27 protein-coding genes are annotated in these 26,497 nt (G+C 72.1%); 15 read left to right on the forward strand and 12 right to left on the reverse strand.

From position 1 onward, the window contains the following. The first annotated feature begins 95 nt into the window (after nucleotides 1-95). Entirely contained in the window at nucleotides 96-545 is a 450-nt protein-coding gene (locus tag K1T35_RS47255; RefSeq protein WP_255621416.1) for an SdpI family protein, read from the forward strand. Here the strand turns inward: K1T35_RS47255 and K1T35_RS47260 are convergent. Further along, nucleotides 542-1,096, reverse strand: coding sequence for a YqgE/AlgH family protein (locus K1T35_RS47260; protein ID WP_255621417.1), 555 nt, complete (start codon nucleotides 1,094-1,096; stop codon nucleotides 542-544). The genes K1T35_RS47255 and K1T35_RS47260 overlap by 4 nt on opposite strands. A gap of 87 nt (nucleotides 1,097-1,183) precedes the next feature. On the opposite strand from K1T35_RS47260, the gene K1T35_RS47265 reads away from it, so the two are divergent. Next, nucleotides 1,184-2,542 carry an MFS transporter gene (locus K1T35_RS47265; protein ID WP_255621418.1) on the forward strand — a complete coding sequence of 453 codons (1,359 nt, stop codon included), beginning with the start codon at nucleotides 1,184-1,186 and terminating at the stop codon, nucleotides 2,540-2,542. Between the two features lie 33 nt (nucleotides 2,543-2,575). On the opposite strand, the gene K1T35_RS47270 is transcribed toward K1T35_RS47265, so the two are convergent. Next, the gene (locus tag K1T35_RS47270) at nucleotides 2,576-4,036 is read right to left on the reverse strand and encodes a CCA tRNA nucleotidyltransferase (protein ID WP_255621419.1); all 1,461 of its coding nucleotides are present in this window, start codon (nucleotides 4,034-4,036) and stop codon (nucleotides 2,576-2,578) included. Nucleotides 4,037-4,138: 102 nt separating this feature from the next. Between K1T35_RS47270 and K1T35_RS47275 the strand changes: the two genes are divergently transcribed. From K1T35_RS47275 to K1T35_RS47290, 4 genes are read left to right on the forward strand one after another with little or no spacing between them, the layout of a single operon-like run. After that, nucleotides 4,139-4,633 carry an NUDIX domain-containing protein gene (locus K1T35_RS47275; RefSeq protein WP_220258131.1) on the forward strand — a complete coding sequence of 165 codons (495 nt, stop codon included), beginning with the start codon at nucleotides 4,139-4,141 and terminating at the stop codon, nucleotides 4,631-4,633. After that, nucleotides 4,630-7,059 (forward strand): DUF6049 family protein, encoded by a 2,430-nt coding sequence (locus K1T35_RS47280; protein ID WP_220258132.1) that lies wholly within the window; start codon nucleotides 4,630-4,632, stop codon nucleotides 7,057-7,059. The genes K1T35_RS47275 and K1T35_RS47280 overlap by 4 nt, the downstream gene beginning before the upstream one ends. Next, nucleotides 7,056-8,723, forward strand: coding sequence for a murein biosynthesis integral membrane protein MurJ (gene murJ, locus K1T35_RS47285; protein WP_255621420.1), 1,668 nt, complete (start codon nucleotides 7,056-7,058; stop codon nucleotides 8,721-8,723). The genes K1T35_RS47280 and murJ overlap by 4 nt, the downstream gene beginning before the upstream one ends. Nucleotides 8,724-8,778: 55 nt before the next feature. Beyond that, entirely contained in the window at nucleotides 8,779-10,530 is a 1,752-nt protein-coding gene (locus K1T35_RS47290; protein ID WP_220258133.1) for a protein kinase family protein, read from the forward strand. Between the two features lie 36 nt (nucleotides 10,531-10,566). On the opposite strand, the gene K1T35_RS47295 is transcribed toward K1T35_RS47290, so the two are convergent. Beyond that, a complete protein-coding gene (locus K1T35_RS47295; protein WP_220258134.1) occupies nucleotides 10,567-11,277 on the reverse strand; it encodes a MerR family transcriptional regulator in 711 nt (236 codons plus the stop codon). 71 nt (nucleotides 11,278-11,348) lie between these two features. Between K1T35_RS47295 and sigM the strand changes: the two genes are divergently transcribed. The 5 genes from sigM to K1T35_RS47320 all read left to right on the forward strand — a co-directional run bounded on the left by sigM (nucleotide 11,349) and on the right by K1T35_RS47320 (nucleotide 15,391). Further along, nucleotides 11,349-11,894: an RNA polymerase sigma factor SigM gene (gene sigM / locus K1T35_RS47300; protein WP_255621421.1), complete on the forward strand. Its 546-nt coding sequence runs from the start codon at nucleotides 11,349-11,351 to the stop codon at nucleotides 11,892-11,894. Beyond that, entirely contained in the window at nucleotides 11,891-12,547 is a 657-nt protein-coding gene (locus K1T35_RS47305) for a hypothetical protein (RefSeq protein WP_220258136.1), read from the forward strand. Before sigM ends, K1T35_RS47305 begins: the two co-directional genes overlap by 4 nt. A gap of 97 nt (nucleotides 12,548-12,644) precedes the next feature. Further along, nucleotides 12,645-13,658: a thioredoxin-disulfide reductase gene (gene trxB / locus K1T35_RS47310; protein ID WP_255621422.1), complete on the forward strand. Its 1,014-nt coding sequence runs from the start codon at nucleotides 12,645-12,647 to the stop codon at nucleotides 13,656-13,658. Nucleotides 13,659-13,717: 59 nt separating this feature from the next. Further along, nucleotides 13,718-14,044: a thioredoxin gene (gene trxA / locus K1T35_RS47315; protein ID WP_220258138.1), complete on the forward strand. Its 327-nt coding sequence runs from the start codon at nucleotides 13,718-13,720 to the stop codon at nucleotides 14,042-14,044. Nucleotides 14,045-14,230: 186 nt separating this feature from the next. Beyond that, entirely contained in the window at nucleotides 14,231-15,391 is a 1,161-nt protein-coding gene (locus K1T35_RS47320; protein ID WP_220258139.1) for an N-acetylmuramoyl-L-alanine amidase, read from the forward strand. Nucleotides 15,392-15,446: 55 nt separating this feature from the next. Here the strand turns inward: K1T35_RS47320 and K1T35_RS47325 are convergent, their stop codons facing one another. After that, the gene (locus tag K1T35_RS47325) at nucleotides 15,447-16,151 is read right to left on the reverse strand and encodes a GNAT family N-acetyltransferase (protein WP_220258140.1); all 705 of its coding nucleotides are present in this window, start codon (nucleotides 16,149-16,151) and stop codon (nucleotides 15,447-15,449) included. Nucleotides 16,152-16,453: 302 nt separating this feature from the next. On the opposite strand from K1T35_RS47325, the gene K1T35_RS47330 reads away from it, so the two are divergent. The 4 genes from K1T35_RS47330 (at nucleotide 16,454) to K1T35_RS47345 (ending at nucleotide 20,201) form a co-directional block, all read left to right on the forward strand. Then, a complete protein-coding gene (locus tag K1T35_RS47330) occupies nucleotides 16,454-17,770 on the forward strand; it encodes a PLP-dependent aminotransferase family protein (RefSeq protein WP_255621424.1) in 1,317 nt (438 codons plus the stop codon). A 26-nt stretch (nucleotides 17,771-17,796) separates the two neighbouring features. Continuing rightward, a complete protein-coding gene (locus K1T35_RS47335; RefSeq protein ID WP_220258141.1) occupies nucleotides 17,797-18,753 on the forward strand; it encodes a D-alanine--D-alanine ligase in 957 nt (318 codons plus the stop codon). 112 nt (nucleotides 18,754-18,865) lie between these two features. Beyond that, nucleotides 18,866-19,531, forward strand: a complete 666-nt coding sequence (locus tag K1T35_RS47340) for a nitroreductase (RefSeq protein ID WP_220258142.1) — start codon at nucleotides 18,866-18,868, stop codon at nucleotides 19,529-19,531. Between the two features lie 499 nt (nucleotides 19,532-20,030). Continuing rightward, complete coding sequence (locus K1T35_RS47345; protein ID WP_220258143.1) at nucleotides 20,031-20,201, forward strand: hypothetical protein; 171 nt, start codon at nucleotides 20,031-20,033, stop codon at nucleotides 20,199-20,201. A gap of 623 nt (nucleotides 20,202-20,824) precedes the next feature. On the opposite strand, the gene K1T35_RS47350 is transcribed toward K1T35_RS47345, so the two are convergent. The 8 genes from K1T35_RS47350 to rpmH all read right to left on the reverse strand — a co-directional run bounded on the left by K1T35_RS47350 (nucleotide 20,825) and on the right by rpmH (nucleotide 26,030). After that, nucleotides 20,825-21,886, reverse strand: a complete 1,062-nt coding sequence (locus K1T35_RS47350; RefSeq protein ID WP_220258144.1) for a ParB/RepB/Spo0J family partition protein — start codon at nucleotides 21,884-21,886, stop codon at nucleotides 20,825-20,827. Between the two features lie 6 nt (nucleotides 21,887-21,892). After that, a complete protein-coding gene (locus K1T35_RS47355) occupies nucleotides 21,893-22,816 on the reverse strand; it encodes a ParA family protein (protein WP_304940867.1) in 924 nt (307 codons plus the stop codon). Between the two features lie 23 nt (nucleotides 22,817-22,839). After that, nucleotides 22,840-23,550: a 16S rRNA (guanine(527)-N(7))-methyltransferase RsmG gene (gene rsmG, locus K1T35_RS47360; RefSeq protein WP_370645286.1), complete on the reverse strand. Its 711-nt coding sequence runs from the start codon at nucleotides 23,548-23,550 to the stop codon at nucleotides 22,840-22,842. Continuing rightward, entirely contained in the window at nucleotides 23,543-23,995 is a 453-nt protein-coding gene (locus K1T35_RS47365) for a R3H domain-containing nucleic acid-binding protein (protein WP_220263314.1), read from the reverse strand. Before K1T35_RS47365 ends, rsmG begins: the two co-directional genes overlap by 8 nt. A gap of 141 nt (nucleotides 23,996-24,136) precedes the next feature. Continuing rightward, complete coding sequence (yidC, locus tag K1T35_RS47370) at nucleotides 24,137-25,234, reverse strand: membrane protein insertase YidC (RefSeq protein ID WP_220258146.1); 1,098 nt, start codon at nucleotides 25,232-25,234, stop codon at nucleotides 24,137-24,139. Further along, nucleotides 25,228-25,512 carry a membrane protein insertion efficiency factor YidD gene (yidD, locus tag K1T35_RS47375; protein WP_255621425.1) on the reverse strand — a complete coding sequence of 95 codons (285 nt, stop codon included), beginning with the start codon at nucleotides 25,510-25,512 and terminating at the stop codon, nucleotides 25,228-25,230. The genes yidC and yidD overlap by 7 nt, the downstream gene beginning before the upstream one ends. After that, complete coding sequence (rnpA, locus tag K1T35_RS47380) at nucleotides 25,505-25,873, reverse strand: ribonuclease P protein component (RefSeq protein WP_220258148.1); 369 nt, start codon at nucleotides 25,871-25,873, stop codon at nucleotides 25,505-25,507. Before rnpA ends, yidD begins: the two co-directional genes overlap by 8 nt. A gap of 13 nt (nucleotides 25,874-25,886) precedes the next feature. Then, on the reverse strand, nucleotides 25,887-26,030 hold the full coding sequence (gene rpmH / locus K1T35_RS47385; protein ID WP_075952533.1) for a 50S ribosomal protein L34: 144 nt from the start codon (nucleotides 26,028-26,030) through the stop codon (nucleotides 25,887-25,889). Nucleotides 26,031-26,497 lie beyond the last annotated feature (467 nt).

The following is a 26,497-nucleotide window of genomic DNA, read 5'->3' on the forward strand; positions in this document are numbered from 1 at the left end:
CGCCGGTCCGAGCTGCGCGATCGGGTACGCGAGCGCGCCGCCTCGAAGGTCCGCGAGCGGAGCGGAGGCCATCGGCCCCGCGTAGCCTGGCCGCCGTGCCGCTCCCCATCCGCCTCGCCCTGGGTGTCCTGCTCGTCGTGCTCGGTGCCGCGCTTCTCACGATCGCGGTCCTCGGCCTGCGCCGGAAGCTGCGGCGCAACCGTTGGGCCGGCGTGCGCACGGTCGCGAGCCTGCGCTCGGACGCGGCGTTCGCGGTGGCCAACCAGGTGGCCGCGGCCCCGCTCGCCGCGGCGGGTGGCGTGGCCGCCGTGGGCGGCGCCGTCCTGCTGGCGGGAGCCACGGGCGTGCTCGGCTGGACTCTGGTCGTCGTGAGCACCATCGCCGTCTTCGTCCTCACCGGCGTCGCGGGTGTGGCGGGGGATCGCGCGGCCGGTGCCGTGCCGACGCCGGCTACCGGGCCGTCGGCGTGCGGCGGGGCGTGCGCGGGCTGCGACCTCGTCGCGGGCTGCCGCACCGCAGTGACCGGCGCGCCGCAGCAGGGCTAGTTGTTCCTCAGATCGAGCGGGTAGGTCGCGAGCAGCGAGAGCGGCATGCCCTGGCGCCGCAGCACGTGGCCCCACAGGCGGCCGTCGTGGCGGGCGAGCACGTCGTCCGGGATGGCGGGCACGACGATCCAGTCGCCCCGCTCGATCTCACCCGCGAGCTGTCCGGCGTCCCAGCCGGAGTAGCCGGCGAACACGCGCAGGCCGCGCAGGCTCGGCGCGATCGTCGCCGGGTCGGAGTCGAGGTCGACGAGCGCCACCGGCCCGCGCACCCTGATCAGCCCGTCGACCGCGTTCGGATCCTGCCCGGTGCGCACCGCCGCGAGGCAGAGGGCGGTCTCGCTCTCGACCGGACCGCCGACGAAGACCGAAGACGGCTGCGACGACAGCGGAGCCCACGACGGAAGGACGTCGCCCACCGTGACCTCGCTCGGCCGGTTCAGGACGACGCCGAGGGTGCCCCGGTCACGGTGCTCGATGATGTAGATCACAGTGCGCCGGAAGTGGGGGTCGAGCAGGCCGGGAGCCGCCACCAGCAGCGTGCCTGGCGCCACCTCCGAACCGGGAGCCGAACCAGAACGGGAGCGCTCGTCCACCACACGCCCATCGTCGCACCCCGCTCGGCGCAGTAGCCTCCAGCCGTGCCGTCTTCGGGCCATGGGCTGCCATCCGCCGCTGCCGCGGTCCCCGGCGCGACGCCGGGTGTGCGACTCGGCCTCGTCCGGCTGCTGCGCACCCCGGGCTTCCGCAGGCTGCTCGCCGTGCGCTTCGCCACGCAGTGGGGCGACGGCATGTTCCAGGCCGCCCTCGGCGGGGCCGTGCTGTTCAACCCTGAGCGGCAGGCCGACCCGCTCGCGGTGGCGGCGGGGCTCGCCGTGCTCCTGCTGCCCTACTCGCTGATCGGGCCGTTCGCCGGCGCACTCATCGACCGCTGGGACCGCAGGCGGGTCCTGCTCGGCGCGAGCCTCGTGCGCGCTGCGCTCGTCGTCGCGGTCGCGGCGGTGGTGCTGTCCGGTGGGGCCGGCATGGCGCTCTACCTGCCTGCGCTGGCCGCGGCGGGGGTGAACCGGTTCGTGCTCGCCGCGCTGTCGGTCGCGCTGCCCCACGTCGTGCCGCGCCAGCACCTGGTGGAGGCCAACACCTTCGCCGTCACGGCGGGCGCCGCTACGGCCGCGATCGGCGGGGCCACGGCGATCGGGCTGCGCGAGCTCGTCGGCACGGGCGACGCGGGGTCGGGCGCGGTGACCCTCGTGGGGATCGCCGGTTCCCTGACGGCCGCGGTGCTCGCCGCGCGGTTCCGGCGCAGGCAGCTCGGGCCAGACCGCACCGACGGCCACCGGTCAACGGTCAGCAGCGTGCTGCACGGTTTCGGCGACGGGGCGCGGGCGACGATCGCCACCCCGTCGGTGGCCGCGTCGTTCCTCGCACTCGGGACGCACCGGCTCGCGTTCGGCGTGTCGACGCTGCTCTCGTTGCTGCTGTTCCGGTACGCGTTCACCGACGCGGGCCCGCTGCGCGCCGGCATGGCGGGCCTCGGCGAGGCGGTCGTGCTCGCCGCGGCCGGACTGGGCACGGCGGCCCTCGTCACCCCGTGGATGGTGCGCCGGTGGGGCCGGCCGCGGACGGTGCGGGTGTCGCTCGTGGTCGCCACGGTCACGCAGCTCACTCTCGCGGCGTTGCTCTCGCTGCCCACCGTCATGGTGGCGGCCTTCGTGCTGGGGCTCACCGGTCAGATCGTCAAACTCTGCGCCGACGCCGCGGTGCAGGGCGAGGTTGGCGACGAGGTGCTCGGGCGCGTGTTCGCCCTCTACGACATCGTGTTCAACGTCGGCTACGTGCTGGCGGTGGCCGCTGCCGCCCTGCTCAGCCCGCCCGACGGGACGGCCCCGTTGCTCTTCGCCACGGCCGCCCTGCTGTACGTCCTCGGCCTCGTGGGCCACGACCTGCAGCTGCGCCGCGCCCGCCGGCTCGAGGCAATGTCAGCGAGGCCACCTTCCTGACGTCAGCTGACAGGAAGGTCGCCATGCTGACACTCAGCCGAGGTTCTCCGCCGCCCATGCCCGCAGCTCGGCCTCGGCCTCCTCGTAGGACATCGGGCCGCGCTCCATGCGCAGGGCCAGGAGGTGCTTGTATGCCTTGCCCACCTGCGGACCCGGCGGGATGCCCAGCAGCCGCATGATCTCGTTGCCGTCCAGGTCGGGGCGGATGGCGTCGAGGGTCTCCTGCTCGCTCAGGCGGGCGATCCGCTCCTCGAGGGAGTCGTAGCTGCGCTGCAGCGCGGCGGCGCGACGGCGGTTGCGGGTGGTGCAGTCGGAGCGCACCAGCTTGTGCAGGCGATCGAGCAGCGGGCCCGCGTCGGTGACGTAGCGGCGGACCGCGGAGTCGGTCCACTCGCCGCCCGAGTAGCCGTGGAAGCGCAGGTGCAGGAACACGAGCTGGGAGACGTCGTCCACGATCGCCTTCGAGTACTTCAGCTCGCGCAGCCGCTTCCGGGTCATCTTCGCGCCGACCACCTCGTGGTGGTGGAAGCTCACGCGCCCGTCCGGCTCCTTGCGCCTGGTGTCGGGCTTGCCGATGTCGTGCAGGAGCGCGGAGAGCCGGAGCACGAGGTCGGGACCGTCGGTCTCGCGCTCGATCGCCTGCTCCATGACGACGAGCGAGTGGGTGTAGACGTCCTTGTGCTGCATGTGCTCGTCGATCGCGAGCCGCATGGCTGGGACCTCGGGGAGCACCTGCTCGCACAGTCCGGTGTCGACCATCAGCTCGATGGCGCGCCGCGGGTGCGTGCCGAGGATCAGCTTGTTGAGCTCGGCCTGCACGCGCTCCCGGGTGATGCGGGCCAGCTCGCCGGCCATATTGGTCATCGCGACGAGAACCCGGTCGGCTGGGGTGAGTCCGAGCTGAGAGACGAACCGGGCGGCCCGCAGCATCCGCAGCGGATCGTCGGCGAACGACTCCTCCGGCGTTGCCGGCGTGTCCAGGGTGCCTGCGGCGAGTGCGGCGAGCCCGCCATACGGGTCGACGAACCGCCGCTCGGACCCGGTGAGCTCCACCGCCATCGCGTTGACGGTGAAGTCCCGCCGGACGAGGTCGTCCTCGATCGTGTCGCCGAATCGCACGACCGGGTTGCGGGAGACGCGGTCATAGGCGTCGGCGCGGAACGTCGTGATCTCGACGGTGGTGCCGCGCCGGCGGGCGCCGACCGTGCCGAAGGCGATGCCGGTGTCCCAGACCGCGTCGGTCCAGCCGTGGACGACGGCGAGGATCTCCTCGGGCCGGGCATCGGTCGTGAAGTCCAGATCGGACACCTCACGGCCGAGCAAGGCGTCGCGGACGCTGCCGCCCACCAGGAAGAGCCGGTGACCGGCGTCGGCGAACCGGGTAGCGAGCTCCTCGGCGACCGGGCCGATCGTGACCATCTGCACGACCGCATTCTGCTGGGCTCGCAGGAGTTCGGGGGGCGCGGCGCCGGAGGCCGTGGCGGGTGCGGACACGGCGCGCCAGTCTATGCGTCGCCCGTTCGAGGGGCGACGAGGATAGGCGGCACGCTCGCCTTGCACCGGCGTTCGGTGCCGGTCGCTCGTTACGATCCCCACATGTCTTCATCCCGCGGCCGCTCCGGGGGGCGTCGCGGGGGTCGTCCGGCAGAGCGCCGCAGACGGCTGCGTACGGTCGACGAGACGTCGGCGGGCGGGCTCGTCGTCGACCACGCCACGGGCGCGGCCGCTGTGATCGGCCGCCTCGACCGCAAGGGCCGCCTGCTGTGGTCGCTGCCCAAGGGCCACATCGAGGCCGGTGAGACGGCCGAGGAGGCGGCGGTGCGCGAGGTCGAGGAGGAAACCGGCATCATCGGCCGCGTGGTCGCACCGCTCGGCACGATCGACTTCTGGTTCGTCGCCGAGGACCGACGCGTCCACAAGACCGTCCACCACTTCCTGCTGCAGGCGCTCGGTGGAGAGCTGTCCGACGACGACGTCGAGGTCGCCGAGGTGGCCTGGGTGCCGCTCGACGAGCTCGAGGACCGCCTCGCGTACGCCGACGAACGCCGCCTCATCAGGAGGGCCACCGAGCTGCTGGAGGAATCCGCGTGAAGCCGGTCGCGACGCTCGTCGCGATCACCTTGCTGACGCTGGCCGGGCTGTTCGGCCCCGGTCCGGTCCCCGGCGCGGCCGCGGCGCCCGCGCAGGGGGATGTGGCGGACGGGCCGCTGCGGCTGGAGCTCGCGGAGATGTCCCCCCGGGTGGTCACGGCCGGCGGACCTCGCGACCTCGTGGTGGCGGGCACCCTCACCAACACCGGCGACGTCCCGGTGCGCGACCTGGGTATCCGGGTGCAGCGCGGCAACCCGGTCACGACGGAGGGTGCGCTGCGGGACGCGCTCGACGGCACTGCCCGCACCGACGCGGTCACCCCGCAGTTCATGCCGCTTCCGGAGCTCGCGCCCGGCGCGCAGCTGCCGGTGCGCCTGACCCTGCCGCTGCGTGGCGTGCCCGAGACCAGCCTCGCGCTGAACGCCACCGGAGTGCACGAGCTGCTCGTGAACGTCAACGGGTCGCCGGGCGACGGGGCGAGGGCCCGGCTCGCCGCGGTGCGGATGCTGCTTCCGGTGCTGTCGCTGCCGCCGGACCCTGCGGCTCCCGACCAGGTGCCGGAGGCCACGACCGGCGGGGCCATCCCGTTCTCGCTGCTCGTGCCGATCACCGACGTCCCGCGCAGGCTCGCCACCGTGCCGGGTGAGCCCACGCTGCTCACCGACGACGACCTGGCCGCCTCGTTGTCGCCCGACGGGCGCCTCGGCGGCCTCGTGGCGACGCTCGCGCGCAACGCGCCTGCGGACTCCCGGGTGCGCGAGGCGACGTGTCTCGCGATCAACCCAGAGTTGGTGGAGACCGCCGCGCAGATGCGAAGCGCGGACGGATACCAGGTCGTCGGCCCGGACGGCAACCCGGTTCCGGGCACCGGTGGGGCGGCAGCGGGCCAGTGGCTCGACCAGCTCGCGGCGGTCGCGCGCGGTGGCTGCGTGATCGCGCTGCCCTATGCCGACGCCGACCTCGTCGCCCTGACCAGGGCCGGCATGGCCGACCTGGCCAGCAGAGCCGTCACGGACGGACGTTCGGTGCTGCAGGGCGTCCTCCAGACGCCGGTGGTACCGGACGTCACGTGGCCGGTCGAAGGCGCGGTCGACGACGCGACTCTCGCGATGGCCGCCAAGGCGGGCGGCCGCTCGCTGCTGCTCTCGGCAGACGCCCTCGAGCAGGGGCGGACGACGTACGACTCGGGGGTTCTCCCGATCGCGGGCGGCCAGCGCGCCCAGTTCACGGTGCTGACCGATCCGCTCCTCACGCGGGCCGCTGCCGGCGTCCCCGACGTTCCCGGCGGTGACCTGGGCGCCGTGCGCAGCGGCTCGGCCCCATCGCTCAGCCCGGCGGGCACCGCGAGCGCGCTGTCCACACAGGACCTCATCGGGGCGCTCACGTTCCGCACCCAGGAGCCGGCAAACGGCGCGACCCGCACGCCCGGTCCACTGGTGCTCGCCCCTCCGCACCAGTGGACGGCCGACGGTGCCGCGACCGGCGCATTGCTCGGCGCCGTGGACCAGCTGCTCGACGTCGGCCGGATCGTGCCGAGAGGGCTCGACGACGTGCTTTCCATCGGGCCGTCGACGGGTGCGGCGGCGCTGCCGATCACCTACCCGTTGCACGTCGGCGGCCGCGAGGTGACCGGGCCGGCGCTCGACACGATCCGCTCCACCACCGGGGACATCGAGGATCTCGCCTCAGCGGCCGTACCGAACTCCGGCGTCGGGGTGAGCCCGGACGATGCCTTGACCCCGCTGCGCCGCGGTCTCCTGCGCCCGGCGTCGTCGGCGTGGCGCACCCGACCGGACGCCGCCGAGGGGGCAGCCACCGCACTCGCCGACCGCGTGGCCGGGCTCCGGGGCTCCATCCGCGTGCTCGAACCGCCCGGGCCCTACTCCCTCGGCACGTCCGACGCACCGATCCTGATCACCGTTGCGAACGGCCTTCCGGTCACCGTGCGGGTGGACGTGGAGATCCTGCCGTCCTCCGGCCTGCGCGTGGCGCCGATCGAGCCCCAGGAGGTGCCCCCGCTGGGCAGGCGCCAGGTTCGGGTGAGCGCAGAGGTGACCAGATCCGGGCAGTTCAGCGTGCAGGCAGCGGTGCGCAGCCCCGACGGCGAGTTGCTCGGGCAGCCGAGCCGGTTGCGAGTGCGGTCCACCGCCTACGGCACCATCACGGTGTGGTTGACGGCGAGCGCGGGCATCCTCCTCGTGGTGCTGGCCGGTCGTCGGGTCGTGCGCCGGATCCGTGGGGAGCCGAAGACCCCACGGCCCGGATCCGGCCCACCCCCGCCCCTCCCGGAGGGGCAGGCAGGCCCGCGCTCCCCCCACACCGGGGACCCGTTCCCGGACCCGTACGCCACCACGGATCGCCTCCCGGCGGTGCCGCCCCACGGGGGCAGGCCGCCCCCTGGCCCGCCGCGCGTCCCGAGCCCGTGACCGATCCGGCGCCGGACGACGCCGTGACGGAGCGGATCCCGATCGTGCCCGCGCCGCGCGCCGAACCGTCGCTGGGCCGGTCGAGCAGCCTGATGGCGCTGGGGAGCCTTGCCAGCCGGATCACCGGTTTCCTGCGGCAGGTCGCGCTGTTCACGGTGCTCGGCGCCACCGTGCTCAACGACTCGTACACGCTGTCGAACACCCTGCCGAACATCGTCTACGAGCTGCTCATCGGCGGAGCCCTGAGCAGCATGATGATCCCGCTGCTGGTGCGCGCCCAGCGGGAGGATCCCGACGGCGGAGAGGCCTACGCCCGCAAGCTGATCACGATCGCAGGCGCGGCGTTGCTGCTCGCCACGGCGGCCGGGATGCTCACCGCGCCCCTGTTGACCCAGCTCTACCTGGGCGGGCAGACCAGCAGCACGGCCGACCCACAGCTCGCCACGACGCTCGCTTACATGCTCCTGCCGCAGATCTTCTTCTACGGCCTCGGGGCGCTGCTCGGGGCCGTGCTCAACAGCCGCGGCTCGTTCGGGGCGTTCGGCTGGGCGCCGGTGCTGAACAACGTCGTCGTGCTCACCGTCGTCGGCGTCTACCTCGTCGTGCCCGACAGCTCCCGTCTGCTCGTGCTCGGCGTCGGGACCACGCTCGGGATCGTCGCGCAGACGCTCGTGCTGCTGCCCGCCGCGCGCCGGGTGGGCTTCCGGTACCGCCCGTTGTGGGGCTGGGACGCCCGCTTGACGAAGGCGGCGGGTCTCGGCGCGTGGGCGGTGGTCTACGTGCTGATCGGGCAGGCAGGCCTGATCGTCACCACCCGGGTGGCCACCGGCTCCGACGCCGGTGCATTCGCGATCTACACGAACGCGTGGCTGCTGTTGCAGGTGCCCTATGGCGTGCTCGGGGTGTCGTTGCTCACAGCGCTCATGCCGCGCATGTCCCGGGCCGCGGCCGACGGCCGAACCGGCGACGTGGCGGCCGACCTCGGGCTTGGCGGCAGGCTCGCATCGGTGCTGCTGGTGCCGATCTCGGTGCTGCTGACGGTGTTCGGCACCCCGGTCGGCATCGCGCTCTTCGGGCTGCGGTCGGGAAACCTGGACGGCGCAGCCCGGCTCGGCGCCGCGCTCGCGGTGTCGGCGTTCGGCCTGCTGCCCTTCGCATTCACGATGCTGCAGGCACGCGTGTTCTACGCGCTCACGGCCCACCGCACGGCCACGCTCGTTCAACTCTGCGTCGTGGCCACGAAGATCCCGCTGATGCTCGCCTGCCCGGTGCTGCTCGCGCCGGAGGACGTCGTTCTCGGCCTCGCCGCCGCCAACAGCGCCGCCTTCGTAGTGGGGGCGGTCGTCGGGCAGCTGATCCTGCGCCGGATGCTCGGCAAGGTCCCGACCGGTGCGGTGATCGGCGCAGCGGGCCGCGCATTGCTCGCTGCCGCAGCGGGCATGCTGCTCGCCGCAGGGGTGATCGCCCTCCTCGCCGCTGGCCCACTCGCCGCACTGGCCCCGCTGACCAGGGCGTGGGCCGAGCTGGGGGTGGCCGTTGTGCTCGGTGGACCGGTAACGGTGCTGGTCATGCGGCTGATAGGGATACGTGAGGTCGGTGTCGTCCTGAAGCGACTCGAACGGCTCGTCGACAGGGGGAAGCCTCGGCGCGGCACTCGCCGCTGACGTAGGCTCTGCCCCGGGCGAGGTGCGGTTCGCGAATGCCGGGGAGGGCGGAGCGGTGAGTGAGTTGGCGAGCCCACCTTCGGGTGCGGCCGCGCCCGGGGAGTCGCCCGAGGAAACGGCCGCTCCGGTGCACACCGCACCACACGTCCCAGAACAGCAGAGCTTGGACGACCGCGCGAACGACACCGCCGACGACACGGCCAACGAGCAGCCGACGGTGCGCACCACCCCCGCCACCGACCTGCCCACGGCGCCCGCGGTGGCCCCTGTGCCGTCGGGCACCATCGCGGGCAGCCTGCTGGCCAGCCGCTACCGGCTGCGCACCCGCGTCGGCACCGACCCCGCTGCGTGCGCTGAGTTCTGGCGGGCCGAGGACACGATCCTGCGCCGTGACGTCGCCGTCACCGTGCTGCGGCGCCCTGCGCCGGGCGCGGTGCTCGACGACGACCTCAGCGACGTCGCCCGTGCGGAGCAGATGGTGGTGCGGGCGCTGCGTTCCGGCAGCTTCGAGCACAACGGTGCCGCCCGGCTGCTCGACGTGCTCACACCGGGCGGCGCGAGCGTGCCCGACGACGTGCTGGGTGCCGCGGTCACCGAGTGGGTGCCGGGCCGCAGCCTCGGCGAGGTGGTGGCCGACGGCATGATCAAGCCGCTCGCCGCTGCCCGCGCCGTCGCCCCGCTGGCCGCCGCGGCGGAGGCCGCCCACCGGCACGGCCTCGTGCTCGGCTGCGACCACCCCCAGCGCGTCCGGATCACCCCGGACGGCCGCGCCCAGCTCTGCTTCGCGCTGCCCCGATCCGACGTCACGCCCGCCGACGACGTCCGCGGCCTCGGGGCAGTGCTCTACACGCTGCTCACCAACCAGTGGCCGCTGTCCTCCGCCGATGCCGCCCGCGCAGGGCTGGCCGCGGCCGAGCGCACGCCGGGCGGGGCGCTGCTGCCGCCGTCGGAGCTGCGGCCAGGGGTGCCGGTCGAGCTCGACACACTCACCCGCGGCACCCTCGGCCCCGACGGTGCGCCGGGGCACGTCCACACCGCCGCGGCGGTCCACCGGCTGCTCACCGAGGTGGTGGTCGAGGACGACCGGATGGCGTTGTTCCCGCCTGCCCACGACGGCGTGCCGTCCTCGCCGGGCGACGTCTGGCAGGACCGCGGCCGCACCGTCAGCCCTCCCGACCCGCAGCGCCGCCGCAAGATGACCATCGCGCTCACCGCGCTCGGCGCCGCGGTGCTGATGGTCCTCGGCTACCTGGGCGTGCAGCTGGGCGACATGTTCGTCGAGAGCGGCGGACCGCCCATCGTCGTCGAGGGCGAGCCGGTGCAGCCTGATCAGGGGCAGCCGCAGGTCGCGCCCGCCCCGGCCGGGCCCACCGTCGGCGGCATCGGCGTGGAGGTCTACGACCAGGGCGGCGACCCCGACAACGCCGACCGCGCCACCCGGATCATCGATCGCGACCCGGCAACGGCCTGGAACACCTCCTCGTACTACCAGCAGTTCCCGACGTACCGGCCGGGTATCGGGATCATGGTGTCGTTCGCGTCGGCGGTGCAGCTGTCCGACATCACGATCGAGTCGCCCAGCCGCGGCACAGTGGTCGAGATCCGCTCGGCCCCCTCCGCCGACTCCCCGTTGTCGGAGACGGAGAAGATCGCCGACGTCACGCTGGGAAGCGGTCGCACGCCGGTGTCGCTGGCCGGGAGCCAGCCCGTCGAGCACGTGCTGCTGTGGATCACGAAGCTGTCCGGGGAAGACGGGGCGTACTCGAGCGAGATCAGCGAGGTCGAGTTCCGCCGAGCCGGCGCCTGACCCGCAACCCCGGTGGTCGAGTAGCGCCGGCCCGCGCTACTCGACCACCGAGAGCGGGAGATAGGCGTCCAGCAGTGCCGCACCGCGCAGCATGGCGCGGCTCTGCCGGTCGTGCGCGGCGCGGCGTTCCGCCACCGCGGTCCGCAGCGCCTCCGGGCTGCCTGTGCGGCGCAGCCCCTCGAGGACGGGCCTGATCTGCTCGAATCCGTAGTGCCCCTGGCGCAGCATCGCGATGATCCGTGCGTCGCGGATCTCGACCGGGCCGTAGAGCCGGTACGCCGTGCCGCGCTCGCGGGTGGGGGTGAGCAGGCCGGCCGCGTCCCATACCCGCAGCGTCGACGTGCGCACCCGGAGCCGGGCCGCCAGCTCGCCGACCCGAAGCGCGGGCCCTGACTCCGGTTCCGCGTCGCGGAACTGCTCCACGAGTGCATCAAGGGCCTCGCCTGCCGAGTCGATGGCGAGCCGCTGCTCGTGCAGGGCCGCGTGGCCCTCGTCGACCAGCCGGAGTGCCCGCGTCAGGTCCGCGTCGTGGACGGCGAGCATGATCGCCGTCGCCGCACCGATGCCGAACCCGGGCACCAGCGCCCGGAACGTGCGCAATGCGTCCAGGTGCTCCTGGCGGTACGTGCGATAGCCGCTCTCCGTGCGCGATGCCGGCGGCAGGATGCCGGCGGCCTCGTAGTTGCGGACCTGCTGCGTCGAGATGGCGACCTCCCTGGCGAGGTCGACCGGGCGCAGTCGCTTCACGCCGTCATTCTGGCCGGACGAGTTCCTCCGAACGCCCACGGGCGGCGGTCCGCCCGACTTACTCTCCGATCGTGAGCGCACCGAGCGATGCGGACCTGCTTGCTGCGCATACGGCGGGCGACCAGCACGCGTTCGGTGAGCTGGTCGCCCGGTACCGGAACCGGATGTGGGGCATCGCCGTGCGCACCATGCGCCACCCCGAGGACGCCGCCGACGTCGTGCAGGAGGCGCTCGTGGCCGCCTACCGGCGGGCGGGCACCTACCGGGGCGAGGCTTCGGTCCGCACCTGGCTGCACCGCATCCTGGTCAACGCGTGCATCGACCGGCTTCGCAAGGAACGCCGTCACGCCACGGTGCCGCTCCCGGAGATCGAGCCCCGGGAACGGCGGCCGGACGTGGCGATGGACGTGGTCACCCGGCTCTCCCTCGTGGAGGCACTCGCCGAGCTGCCGGCACACCAGCGGGTGGCGGTGGTGCTGGTGGACGTGCAAGGTTGGCCCGTCGACGAGGTCGCCGAGGTGCTGGAGGTGCCCGTGGGCACCGTGAAGAGCCGCTGCGCCCGCGGCCGGGTCCGGCTGGGTGCGCTGCTGGGCCACCTGCGGGAGGAGGAGCGATGACGGATCCGCGCGAGCGGGCGGCCCTGCCCACCCACCTCCTCGCCGATCTCGACGCCGGCCTGCTCGATCCCGCACGGGCCGCCGAGGTCAGGGCCGCCGCGGCGCAGGACCCCGATGCCACGGCCGTGCTCGCCGGGCTGGACAAGACCCGGGCGGAGTTGGGCGAGCTCACCGATCCACCGGTGCCGGCGGAGTACGCCGCTCGATGGGACGCCGCGCTGGCAGGCGAGTCGGCCGTGCCGCCACGGCTCGGCTCCCGGCGACGCCGGATGCGGCCCGCACTCGTGGCGGCCGCTGTGCTCGCCGCCGCCGCCGTCGCGGGGCTGCTGCTCGGGACTCCGCAAGAGGCCGCCCCCATGTCCCTCGACGGAGTGGATCTGGTGACCGCGGGCCTCACCGTCCGGGGCGACTTCGATGTCGGCGAGCTGGCCGACCCGGCCCGGCGAGCCGGCTGCCTGCGTGCCGTCGCCGCACCCGGGGTTGCGCCCGGCGCCCCGCTCCTCGGCGGCCGGGATGTCGTTCTCGGTGGGCGGGACGGGGTACTCCTGCTGTTGGCGACGGGTGAGCGCGGCCGCATGCACGTCGTCGTCGTCGCGCCCGGCTGCGGCCCCGATGGCGGCACTCTGCTCGATGCGCGGACGATCGGAGAGTGAGTCCGCTCACGCGCCGGTGCGGCCCCCGTACGTCGTGGAATGCCCGTTCCTGGGAAGGTGTTGCACGGCCTGTACGCGACGAGGGAGGACGCAACCCGTGAGCAGCGATCGAGCGAGCACCGACGAGGTTCGCGAACTGATCATCGTCGGGTCGGGGCCGGCAGGCTACACCGCAGCGGTGTACGCCGCGCGCGCCCAGCTGCGCCCCCTCGTGTTCGAGGGCACGCAGTTCGGCGGCGCGCTCATGACCACCACCGAGGTCGAGAACTACCCCGGCTTCACCGACGGGATCATGGGCCCCGAGCTGATGGAGCAGATGCGCGGCCAGGCGAAGCGCTTCGGAGCCGAGCTGCGCGCGGAGGACGTCGAGCAGATCTCGCTCGAGGGCGAGATCAAGTCGGTGGTGGCGAACGGCGTCACCTACCGCTCGAGGGCCATCATCCTCGCGATGGGCGCCGCGGCCCGCTACCTGCACGTCCCGGGCGAGCAGAACCTGCTCGGGCGCGGGGTGAGCGCCTGTGCCACGTGCGACGGCTTCTTCTTCCGCGACAAGGACATCGCGGTGATCGGTGGTGGCGACTCGGCGATGGAGGAGGCCACCTTCCTCACGCGATTCGCCCGCTCGGTGACGATCGTGCACCGCCGCGACGATTTCCGCGCCTCCAGGATCATGCTTCAGCGGGCCCAGGACGACCCGAAGATGCGCTGGCGGACCAACGCCGAGGTCGTGGAGGTGCTGGGTGAGGGCAGCGTCTCAGGCCTGCGGCTGCGCGACACGCAGACCGGCGAGGAGTCGGTGCTCGACGTCAGCGGGATGTTCGTCGCGATCGGCCATGACCCCCGCAGCCAGCTCGTGAAGAACGTGCTCGCCACGGACGAGAACGGTTACCTGGAGGTGGAGTCGCCGAGCACCCGCACGGCGATCCCCGGCGTGTTCGCCGCGGGCGACCTCGTCGACCACGTCTACCGCCAGGCCGTCACCGCGGCCGGCTCCGGATGTGCGGCCGCCATCGACGCCGAGCGCTGGCTCGCCGAGGCCCCGGTGCCCAGCGAACTGGTCGGCGGTGGCTACGGCGTCGCGTCCGAACAGGTCGCCGCCGTCACCGGCTGAACCACCAGACCCATCCCCAATCGAGTACCGGGGCAAGTTTCCAGGGAAACGGAGTACACATGGCCAACACCGTTGAGGTTACCGACGCCTCGTTCGAGAGCGCCGTCCTCAAGAGCGACAAGCCCGTCGTGGTCGACTTCTGGGCAACGTGGTGCGGGCCGTGCAAGATGGTCGCGCCCGTGCTCGACGAGATCGCGGGGGAGAACAAGGACAAGCTCACCATCGCGAAGCTGGACATCGACGCCAACCCGGCCACCGCACGCGACTACCAGGTGATGTCCATCCCCACGATGATCGTGTTCAAGGACGGCAAGCCCGTGAAGCAGATCGTCGGCGCCAAGCCGAAGGCCGCTCTGCTCTCCGACCTGTCCGATTACCTGGCCTGACGCGCTCAGACCGCGTGCCCCGCTCCCGTTCGCCGGGGGCGGGGCACAGGTTTTATCACGACACGAACACGTCCGGACACGGCCCGCTGTCCGCGCAACCGCGGGCGGCAGGGCAGAATGGTCGGCGGCCCGGATCGGGGGCGGGCGGTCCGAGAACGGGAAGCCACGACAGCGAGCGAGGGGTGCATGCAGCTGCTGCGCCGAGGTGACAGCGGTCCGGGAGTCGTCGAGATCCGGTCCACGCTGCGACGGTTCGGCCTGCTGCCCGCGGCCGCCGTCGACGAGGTCCACGAGGACGTCTTCGACGCCGATGCGGAGCAGGCGGTCCGCGCGTTCCAGCAACAGCGGGGTCTCATCACCGACGGGATCGTCGGGCCGGCCACCTACCGCGCGCTGCGCGAGGCCGGCTGGCAGCTGGGTGACCGGATGCTCGCCCTCATGATCTCCGCCCCGATGAGCGGCGACGATGTGGTCGCGCTGCAGGAGCGCCTCCTCGAACTCGGCTACGATCCGGGCCGTGCGGGCGGGGTGTTCGACGAGCAGACCGAGGCCGCGCTGAGGAAGTTCCAGCGCGAGTACGGGCTCGTCCCCGACGGGCTGTGCGGCCCGGCCACCCTCCGATCCCTGCGCCAGCTCGGCCGGAAGGTCACCGGCGGCCGTCCGGCGCTCCTGCGCGAGCAAGAGCTGCTGCGCCAGGCCGGTCCCCGGTTGCGCGGCAAGCGGATCGTCGTCGATCCGGGACACGGGGGCCCCGACCGCGGCGTCGTCGTCGCGGGTGTGGCCGAGGCCGACATCGTCTGGGATCTGGCGCGCAGGCTCGTCGGCCGGATGACCGCTACCGGGATGGACGCCATGCTCTCGCGGCAGGAGGACACCTGCCCCACCGAGACCGAGCGGGCCGCGTTCGCCAATCACGCGGGCGCCGACCTCGTGCTGTCACTGCACACCGACGCCAACCGCAGCATGCACGCGCAGGGCCTGGCCACGTTCCACTTCGGCAACGGTTCCGGCGCCACCTCGACGGTCGGAGAGGCGCTCGCGGGCTTCATCCAGCGCGAGCTGCTCACTCGCACCGGCATGCAGGACTGCCGCACCCAGGCGCGCACGTGGGAACTGCTGCGGCTCACCAGGATGCCCACGGTCCGCGTGGAGATCGGCTACCTCACCCACATCGGCGACCGGCGTCGGCTCCTCGACCCGGCGTTCCGCGACGTGGTCGCGGAAGGCATCCTCGTGGCGGTCAAGCGGCTGTATCTGCTCGGCCAGGACGACCAGCCGACCGGAACGTTCACTTTCTCCGATGTACTCGCGCGCGAACTCGAGCGCGGCGGGGCCCAGGCGATCTGAGAGACGATCACCATCGGGGTCGCGCCCATCGGGTTCGACCGGTCCTGGCAGGCCCTCAGTGAGGCGTACAGAGCGCCCTGAACTGGCCGCTGACGGTCGCTCCGGACCGGGTGGGTATCGAACGGAGGGGGTCCGACCGAACGCCGCTGGCCTGCTGCATCGGAATGGTGATCGTGCCGAGCAACTGCTCCAGCGCCGCCTCCACGTCTTCCTTCCACGTCATCGCGGAGCGGAGCTCCATGCGCAGGCGCGGGAAGCGCGGGTGCGGCCGGATGGTCTTGAAGCCGACCCCGCGGAGGAAGTCGGCGGGGATGAGACAACCCGGCTCGATGCCGGGCCGCTGCTCACCGAACACCTCGATGGCCTTGACGCCGCGCCGGGTGAGGTCGCGCACGACTGCCTGGGCGAGCATGCGGCCGAGCCCTTCGCCCGAGAACTCGGGCAATACCTGCATCGTGGTGAGCAGGACGGCGTCGGCGGACACGGGACCGGTGGGCATCTCGGCCGCCCGTGGCACCGCCGACGGGGGCGCGTAGATCACATAGCCCGCGGGCGCTCCGGCCATGTAGACGACACGGCCGCACGATCCCCACTCGAGCAACACCTCGGAGACCCACGCCTCCTTCTCCAGCTCAGTGGAGCCGAAGTCAGCCGCCTGCTTGCCGAGATGCTCGGACAGCTCCCAGAAGACGCACCGCCTGCACCGTTTGGGCAGATCGTCCAGATTGTCCAGAGTAAGCGATGCCACGTGCCAGGACAAACCAACCTCCGGCGGCGAGGAGCCATCGCGAACACGGACATACGGCGCCGTTCGCCGCGCCGACCTCGAGAACCATAGATCGATCCAGCTTGGAACGACACCCCAGCTGCTGTGACCGGCGCCCCTACCACGACGATCGGTCGCAGGTTCCCCCGTTCCGGGTATCGGGAGGCGAGTGGCCTTCCTGACGACCGCGGCCGCGCCGGTGAACGCACCCCATAGACTCGGGCGCTCGAAGTCACAGAGGATCCGGGAGGTCCACCGTGCCGCATCCGGCCACGTCTCCATCGCCGTTCGACGCCGTGCCCGCAAGCGCAGGGTCGGCAGCGGCGGCGGACGCGCCGCGGCCGGAGCCCACGGAGCGGTTCGCCGCCCGTACCGCCGGTATGACGGCGTCGGAGATCCGCGCGCTGTTCGCCGTGGCGAGCCGACCCGAGGTGGTCTCGCTCGCCGGTGGTATGCCGAACCTCGCCGCCCTCCCGCTCGACGCACTCGCGGTGGAAGTTGCGGACCTGGTGCAGCGCGAGGGTCAGGTCGCACTGCAGTACGGCTCCGCCCAAGGCGTGCCGGCGTTGCGGGACCAGATCTGCGAGGTGATGGCGCTCGAGGGGATCCGAGCCGACCCCGACGACGTCGTCGTCACCGTCGGTTCGCAGATGGCGCTCGACCTCGTGACGCGCATCTACTGCGATCCCGGCGACGTCGTGCTCGCCGAGGGGCCGTCGTACGTCGGCGCGCTCGGCAGCTTCGCCGCGTACCAGGCGCGCGTCGTGCACGTCGCGATGGACGAGCACGGCCTCGTCCCCGACCTGCTGCGCGGCGCGCTGCGGTCGCTCGCCACCGAGGGGATCACCCCGAAGTTCCTGTACACGATCCCGAACTTCCACAACCCGGCCGGCGCCACCCTCGCCGTCGAGCGGCGGGCCGAGGTGCTCGAGATCTGCGCGTCGTACGGCGTTGCGGTCGTCGAGGACAACCCGTACGGGCTCCTCGGGTTCAGCGGTCACACATATCCGGCGCTGCGATCCATGGACCGCGATGTGGTGTACCTCGGGTCGTTCTCGAAGACGTTCGCCTCCGGTCTGCGCGTGGGCTGGGCGCTCGTGCCGCCCGCGGTGCGCGACCGGCTCGTGCTCGCCGCGGAGTCGGCCTCGCTGTGCCCGCCGAGCTTCACGCAGATGCTCGTGTCGCGGTACCTCGGGGCGCACGACTGGCGTGCCCAGATCAAGACCTACACCGAGGCCTACCGCGACCGGAGGGACGCCATGCTCGAGGCGCTCGCCGCGCACATGCCCGAGGGTTGCACGTGGAACGTGCCGGACGGCGGCTTCTACGTTTGGCTCACCGTGCCCGAGGGCGTCGACACGAAGGCGATGCTGCCGCGGGCGGTCACCGCGCGCGTCGCATACGCGTCCGGCACCGGCTTCTACGCCGACGGGTTCGGCAGCAGGCAGCTGCGGCTGTCCTACTGCTACCCGACGCCGGAGCGCATCATCGAAGGCGTGCGCCGGCTGGCCGCCGTGCTCGAGGCCGAGCTCGACGTCATGCGCACCTTCGGCAGCTCGGCACGCCCCGCGCTCGGCAGCGGGCCGCAGGCGCCCAGCCCGCACACTCCCTGATCGCATCGGTGCCGCAGAATGCGGCGGTGATCGAACGAACCGTGGCCGTGCTGGCCGGTGGGCTCTCCCACGAACGCGAGGTCTCCCTGCGGTCCGGCAGGCGACTCGCCACCGCGCTCCGCGCCGCCGGTTCCGACGTGCGTGAGTGGGACGTCGACGGTTCGCTCGTGACGCGGCTGCGCAGCGATCCGCCGGACGCGGTCGCCATCGCACTGCACGGGGGAGAGGGCGAGAACGGGTCGGTGCAGGCCGTCCTCGAGCTGCTCGACGTCCCGTTCGTCGGCACGCCGGCACAGGCGTGTCGGCGAGCGTGGGACAAGCCGACGGCGAAGGCGGAGCTCGCGGGTGCGGGGCTCGACACGCCGGACTGGGTGGCGCTGCCACACGCCGCATTCCGCGCGCTCGGCGCGCAGGCAGTTCTCGACGCGATGGTCGACCGCCTCGGCCTCCCGCTGATGGTGAAGCCCGACCAGGGCGGGTCCGCGCTGGGCGCTCAAGTCGTCACGGCGCGGTCCGAGCTTCCCGCGGCGATGGTCAGCTGCCTCGCCTACTCGGACACCGTGTTGGCGGAGCGCTTCGTCCGCGGCACGGAGGTCGCGGTCACGGTCGTCGACGACGGTGCGGGACTCCGTGCGCTGCCCGCCGTTGAGATCGACGTCAGGGGCGGCGTCTACGACTACACCGCCCGCTACACGCCCGGCGCCGTCTCCTTCCACTGCCCGGCCCGGTTGGACGACGCCAGCCTCGCCCGCCTCGAGGAGACGGCGCTCACCGCGCATCGCCTGCTCGGCCTTCGCGACGTGTCCCGGACCGACGCTGTGGTCGACTCCGATGGGCGGATCCAGGTGCTCGAGGTGAACGTGTCGCCGGGGATCACCGAGACGTCGCTGCTACCGCTGTCCGTCCGCGCCGCGGGGATGAAGCTGGGCGAGCTCTACTCGGCGCTCGTGGAGCGTGCGATCGCCCGTTCCCGTTTCACGTGAAACACCGGCTCCGGCGGCGCCCCTGTTCACGTGAAACACGACGCCCGCGCACCGCTGTTTCACGTGAAACACGCCCCCGTCACCTGTCCTCGTCCCCATTCGTCAGTTGGTCGTGGACGTCTACGAAGCAGTCGCGAGCAGGCGCGCCGTGCGCGGGTTCACGGATGAGCTCGTACCGAGGACGGTGCTCGAGCGCGTGCTGTCGGCGGCGAGCCGAGCCCCGTCCGGAGCGAACCTCCAGCCTTGGCGGGTCTACGTCGTCGACGGCGCACCGCTGGCCGAGCTCAAGCGGAGGACGGCTGGGCGGGTAGCCGCCGGCGACACCGGGGACGAACGGGAGTACGAGATGTATCCGTGCGACCTGGCTCCGCCCTACCGTCGCCGCCGGACCGCTGCCGCTGCTCAACGCTTCACCGCGCTCGGGATCGCCCGTGAGGACGGGCGAGCACGCGAGCAGGCCGTCGCCGGCAACTGGGACTGCTTCGGCGCGCCCGCAGCCCTGTTCTGCTACATCCACCGCGAGATGGGTCCGCCCCAGTGGGCCGACGTCGGAATGTACCTGCAGACCGCCATGCTCCTGCTTCGCGACGAGGGACTGCACAGCTGCCCACAGATGGCGTGGTCCGTCTACCACCGAACCGTGGCTGAGATCGTCGGCCCGCAGGACGACCTCATCCTGTTCTGCGGCGTGTCTATCGGGTTCGAGGACACCGCTGCTGGGTCCGTCCGCATTCACCGCGCACCGGTCGAGGAGACCGTCACTTTCGTCGACGGCTAGATGTCGCGACTCAGGACGTTGTTGACAGTGGTTGACGAGCCGGTTCACCAAGCCCGGTGCCCCTAGATCAACGGACAGCCGAATGGCTCACCGGACCCTGCTGACCGACTTCGCGTAGGTGGCTGGTGTCTTTCGCGTGGCGGTCCGGCCTCCGGTGGCGGTCTTCGGTAGGGCCGACGAACATGATCAAGGCTCGGCGCGAAACGGGCGGAACCGGCCGGGACGCCGCTGGCGCCGTGATCACCAGAAGTGGTGCCAGAGCGACAGATCTGACGCTTTGGCACCACTCCTGCCGATCATGCGAACCTTCATCACCCCGAGTGGTGTGGGGACGACAGATCTGTCGTCCCGCAACCACTTCCGACGATCACGAGCCTCTGGCGGACGCGGGGGCCGACGCCGGCCGCCGCGGAGGCTGCCCACGCACCGAACCGGGTCGAGGTCGGGGTCCAGGGCGTGCAGGTGCCAGCGCAGCTGGTTGATCATCTGGGTGCGCCACTTGACCAAACTGCTCGCGCCGGTCGGTCAGCAGCCGCAGATCGGCCGCCACGTCATCCAGGTGCGCGGCCGGCAGGTCCGGCTCGCGCAGCGCGGCTCGGACACACCTCAGTCGAGGGACGGCGTCTTGCCCACGCTTCTATCAAGTCAGGCCAGCCGGCCCGAACCCTGACCACGCTGGACAGTTCTTCGGCAAGCCAACCAACGGTGGCAGCGCCTTTAAAGTCACCACGTGATCAAGGCCGAACCCTAGCCACTGATGATCAGCGGCAGCCTCCACCCTGACACTGAGGCGCTCTTGAGCTGGGAGGGGCGGCCCCGCACCATGCGCGGCGCCGTCAGGAGGCCGGTTCAGGTCCAGGACACCAACCACCGAAAGCCACCAGCCACCTAGGCCGACCCCTGGCTGTCCAACCACGAGTGGACTCGCCGCATCGGACGACTGGGTCGTGCACTGCAACACTCGACGCGCCCACTCCGCCCTCGCCGGCCGCCCCCTGATCACCCGACTCGCCGCGTGACCGTCAACGTCCCGGGTCGGTACAGCTGGAACGGCCGTAGATCGTCACTGCCGTGGCGACCGGTTTCGCGCCGACTGTAGTAGCGGGACCAGCTGCGAACAGGCCGCGTTCGAGGAGGCCGTGCCACGGCCCCACCACCGCCGCTGTTTCACGTGAAACATTGCCCTTCCCACCACCACCCCAGCACACCTCGACGAGGCCGTCAGTGGCCGTCTCAGGGCGCCCTGAGAGCGCCGCTGACAGTCGGGAAGCGGCTGGCCGACCCCGGGGAGGGTCAGTCAGTGGAGCGGTTCATGAGCTCGGCGATCCGCTCGAGGTCCTCCACCGAGCCGAACTCGACAACGATGCGACCCTTGCGCTGCCCGAGCTCGACCTTCACCCGTGTGTCGAACCTGTCCGACAGACGCTCGGCGAGGTCCTGCAGCCCGGGAGCCTGCATCTGCTTGCGGCGGGCCGGCTTCGCGGACGAGGAAGGGTTGTCGCGGCGGAGGAGAACCACTGCCTCCTCCGTGGCGCGCACCGACATGCCCTCGGCGACGATGCGGGCGGCCAGGTCCTCCTGCTGCCCAGGGTCCTCGACGCCGAGCAGCGCGCGAGCGTGCCCGGCCGACAGCACGCCTGCCGCGACCCGGCGCTGGACCGACACCGGCAGCTTCAGCAGCCGGATCGTGTTGGTGACGACCGGGCGGCTACGGCCGAGCCTGTCGGCGAGCTCGGTCTGCGTGACGCCGAACTCGGCCAGCAGCTGCTCGTAGGCCGCCGCCTCGTCGAGGGGGTTGAGCTGGACGCGGTGGATGTTCTCCAGCAGGGCGTCGCGCAGCATCGCGTCGTCGCCGGTGCTCCGGACGATGGCCGGCAGGCGCGTGAGTCCGGCGCGCTGCGCCGCCCGCCAGCGCCGCTCGCCCATGACGAGCTCGTAGGAACCGGGGGAGTTCTCGCGCACGACGATCGGTTGGAGCAACCCGAACTCGCGGATCGAGTGCTCCAGCTCGGCGAGCGCCTCCTCGTCGAACTGGGTGCGGGGCTGCTTCGCGTTGGGCTGCACCGCGGCCAGGTCGATCTCGCGATACACGGCTCCGCCGACCGCGAGCGGGGCCACCGGCTCGGCGCTGCGTTCGGAACCGCGCGGCTGGGCGGGCGTCGGGATCGTCGGGCCCGGCACCACTGCCGTCGCCAGGCCCCCGGTGCCCGCGTTCGCGGCACTCGGCCCCGGGCCGTCCGCCTGCGCCGGTGCTGTGGGGATGAGCGCGGCAAGCCCGCGGCCCAGCCCACCCTTCCGTTGCGGAGCGGACTTCTGGGACGTGGGGCGCGTCGGAGGCGCCTCGCGCTCAGGCATGTGCGGTTACCGCCCGTCTCGGTCAGGCGGTACGGGCATCTCCGCACCACGTTCGGCGATCTCGCGGGCCGCGTCGACATAGCTCATCGCGCCGCGTGAGCCCGGATCGTAGGCCAGCACGGTCTGGCTGTAGCCGGGGGCTTCAGAGACCTTCACGCTGCGCGGGATCACGGTGCGCAGCACCGTCGAGCCGAAGTGTTCGCGGACCTCATTGGTGACCTGGTCGGCCAGCTTCGTGCGTCCGTCGTACATCGTGAGCAGAATCGTCGAGACGTCCAGGCTCGTGTTGAGGTGAGCACGCACGAGATCGATGTTGCTCAGCAGCTGGCCGAGGCCCTCCAGCGCGTAGTACTCGCATTGGATCGGAATCAGCACCTCGTGGGCCGCGACGAGCGCGTTGACGGTGAGCAGCCCCAGCGACGGCGGGCAGTCGACGAAGACGTAATCCACACCGAGCTCGTCGAGCGCCTCTGAGGAAAGAGCCTGCCGGAGCCGGTTCTCCCGGGCCACCATGCTGACGAGCTCGATCTCCGCGCCGGCCAGGTCGATCGTGGCCGGGATGCACAGCAGGTTCGGCGACGCCGTGCTCTCGGCGGCCGCCTCCGCCAGCCGGATCTCACCCAGCAGTGCCTCGTACACCGACGGCGTGCCCAGTCGGTGCTCCACGCCGAGGGCGGTGCTGGCGTTGCCCTGCGGGTCGAGGTCGATCACGAGCACCCGGATGCCGTGCATCGCCAGCGCGGCCGCAAGGTTGACCGTGCTGGTGGTCTTCCCGACGCCGCCCTTCTGGTTGGCGACGGTCAGCACTCGCCGATGGGACGGGCGGGGCATCTGGTAACGGTCCGGGTGCAGCACGCGCGCCGCCCGCGCGGCTTCCTCCGCGATCGGAGTCCACCCGGGTGTTTCACGTGAAACATGGTCAGGGGAGATCTCGTACTGGGACACCTTGAACGTCACGCCCGCCCTCTCCTGCGCGCCGTACGGACCGGGGCACCGGCTTCCCGCTCGACGACGACCACCGTGCTGGGAGGATCGATGATCCCTGACCCGCACCGTTCGATCCGGGGGACCCCACCGCCGAGCCGTCGCACGGCGGCCGTGTCCCGCTCCACCTCGTCCGCCGCGGCGGCGCCTTTGATCGCGAGCATGTGCCCACCGGGCCGGAGCAGCGGCAGGCACCAGCCGGCAAGGCGGGCCAGCGGCGCGACGGCACGAGAGGTCACCACGTCGGCCCCCTCCCATCGCCGCCGCACGACATCTTCCTCGGCCCGGCCCCGCTCCACCTCGACCGCCACGCCGAGATCGGCGATCACCTCTCGCAACCACCCGACTCGACGAGCGAGCGGCTCCACGAGGACGATGCGGGCATCCGGCAGGGCCAGTGCCAACGGTATCCCGGGAAGGCCCGCTCCCGAACCCACATCCACGACACGCGCGCCATCCGGCACCAGCGCCGCGACGACCGCGCAGTTCAGCACGTGCCGTTCCCACACCCGATCCACCTCGCGCGGGCCGACGAGCCCGCGCTCGACGCCGGATGTGGCGAGATGCTCGGCGTAGCGCCGGGCGAGCGGGAGGCGCTCGCCGAAGATCGCGCTGTCGCGGTCCGCTTCCGCAGAGCCTGGATCGGGCGCGCCTGTGTCGGGCGCGCCTGATTCAGGCACTGCGGGAGATGACGACCTGCCGGCGCGGCTCCTCGCCCTCGCTCTCGCTCACCACGCCCTTGACCTTCGCGACGGCGTCGTGAACGACCTTGCGCTCGAACGGAGTCATCGGGCGAAGACGCACCGACTCGCCGCTCTCGAGCACCTCCTTGGCCGTGCGCGTGCCCAGCGCGGTGAGCTCGTCGCGGCGTGTCTTCCGCCAGCCCGCGATGTCGAGCATCAACCGGCTGCGGTTGCCCGACGCCTGCTGCACAGCGAGCCGGGTGAGCTCCTGCAACGCCTCCAGCACCGCGCCCCGTTCTCCGACGAGCTTTTCCAGGTCGTCGCCACCGTCGATGCTGACGATCGCCCGACCCGCCTCGACGTTCATCTCGAGGTCGCCGTCGTAGTCCAGGATGTCCAGCAGTTCCTCGAGGTAGTCGGCCGCGATGTCGCCCTCACGCATCAGCTGGTCCGGGGCTGAGGCCGGCCCGTCCTGCGCAGTCTTCGGCACGATGCGTCTCCTCTCTGAACAGGTGCGGCGCGCCCGGTTGCCCGGGACGCACCGCTGCGGTCGCCGGTAGGGCGACCGCGGATGGTTCGTGGGTCAGCGGCGCTTGCGCGGGCGGCGCGCCGGCGGCCGCGAGCCGCCTCCGCTGCGCGCTCCGCGGTCGCTGCCGCCGTTCAGGCTCTTGGAAGTGCCGTTGCCCGAGGCGCCCTCGCTCTTCGGCTCGGTCTCGGGGGCAGCTCCGTTCGAGCCGGAGTCGGCCGGCTTGCGGGTGATGGGCTTGGCACCCGGGCGCTTCGCCGGCTGCGTCGGCTCTTCGGCCTGCGTCTCCGGACGCACCGGCTTCTGGCCGGGCCGGGGTGCCCGCGCCTGCCGGTTGACGGCCGCCTGCTCGCGCTTGGCGCTCTCCTCGACGTCGATCCGCTTGTACACGACGTACTGCTGCCCGAGCGTCCACAGGTTGTTCGACACCCAGTAGAGGAGCACGGCGAGCGGCAGGAACGGCGCACCGACGACCACGCCGATCGGGAACACGTACAGCATCAGCCGGTTCATGATCGCGGTCTGCGGGTTCTCGGCCTGCGCCGCGGTCTGCCGGGCCACCGAGTGGCGGGCGGTGATGTGGGTGAAGATGCCCGCGGCGATCATCAGCGGGATCATCACGATCAACATGGAGACGATCGAGGTGCCTGCGGCGTTCAGGACCTGCTCGCCCTGCAGCACCCAGTTACCGAGCTTCGCCCCGAGCAGGGTCGAGCGGTTGAAGGACTGGACCTCCTCCAGCCCGAAGAAGTAGTTCTCGGTGCGCGGCGAGCCGTCGCCGTTGGTGGGACCGAACTCGCGCAGCACGTGGAACAGGCCGATGAACACCGGCACCTGGACCAGGACGGGCAGGCAGCCGCCGAGCGGGTTGACGCCGTGCTCCTTCTGGAGCCGCTGCATCTCCTCGGCCTGCTTCTGCCGGTCGTTCGCGTACTTCTTCCGGAGCTTGGCGATCTCCGGCTGGAACTCCTGCATCCGGCGCATCGAGCGCACCTGGTGCACGAACGGCTTGTAGAGGATGGCCCGCAGCGTGAAGACCAGGAACATCACCGACAGCGCCCACGCGATGCCGTTGTCGGCGCCGAGGAGGAAGCCGAACACCTCGTGCCACACCCAGAGGATGAACGAGACCGGGTAGTAGATGAAGTTCAGCACGGGGCTTGCTCCTCGATGTTCTTCCGGGCCGGGTGGGATCGGCGCGGCGGCACCGGGTCGACTCCGCCAGGGTGCCATGGTGCGCAGCGCGCCAACCTCACGACCGTGAGCCACGAACCACGCAGCAGACCGTGCACCTGCAACGCCTCGACCGCGTATGCGCTGCAGGTGGGGTAGAAGCGGCAGGTCGGAGGGAACGCGGGGGAGACCCAGCGCTGGTAACCACGCAGGAGCGCGATGGGCAGCCGCGTCAGCGGGGAACGCCGCTCGTCAGGCACGGCGCGTTCCAACACGAGCAGCGTGCTTCTGCAGGACGCCCCGGATGCCCGCGTCGAGGTCGCCACCCAGCTCGGCCGATGTGGCGTCGGCAGCGGGCGGCAGCGCCCTGATCACGAGCATGGCCCCGTCGGGGAGCTCGCCGAGCCGCGGCGCGAGGAGATGACGCAGCCGGCGGCTCACCCGATGGCGGACCACGGAGCCGCCGACGGCCTTGCTCACCACCAGACCGGCACGCGGAGCGCCACCGTCCGCAGGACAGCGCATGTGCACCACGAGTCTCGTCCGGCCGCTGCGCAGCCCTCGCCGGAGGACGGCGACGAACTCGTCCCGGCGCCTGAGCCGGGACCCGGCCGGCAGCACCGGGCCGGCCGGATCAGGCGGAGAGCCGCTGGCGGCCCTTGCCACGGCGGGCCGCGACGATCGCGCGCCCCGCGCGGGTTCGCATGCGCAGCCTGAAGCCGTGCGTACGGGCCCGGCGGCGGTTGTTGGGCTGGAAGGTGCGCTTGCCCTTGCTCACGGTCGGCTCTCCTGGTCGACGGCGGTGCTGGGCAGGCCGTCGCTGATCATCATTCGGGTGGTTCGGACAGTGGTGCTCGGCGCCCGCGCGGATCAGGCGCCACACCCGGCGCACAACTGGGCGCACCACGGGCAGCACTCGACCCGCATACACGGGCACGGTTGCTGCCAAGGGTACATGGCGGGGTGGTCGGCGTCGTCCCGCGGGCACCTTCGCTGCCCGCGACCATCCTCTTGCTCGATTGCGTGCCACCGGTGACTTGTGGCAGTGGCCCGACGTTGTTAGCGTGCCCCCTCCACATCTGGATCCGGGGGGATCGCCAAATCGTCGACTGCACGGGCCGCGCGCGTTTCACGCTGCGTGCCCGCGTACCGTCTTGCGCACAGGTGTGGACAAGTCTGGGGATGATCGCCCTAATCCGGGGTGCGTGATCGTCCGGGGCGACGACCGGAGGGGAGCGCAGACCG

Origin of the sequence: Pseudonocardia sp. DSM 110487, assembly GCF_019468565.1 — a bacterium.
Lineage (GTDB): Bacteria > Actinomycetota > Actinomycetes > Mycobacteriales > Pseudonocardiaceae > Pseudonocardia.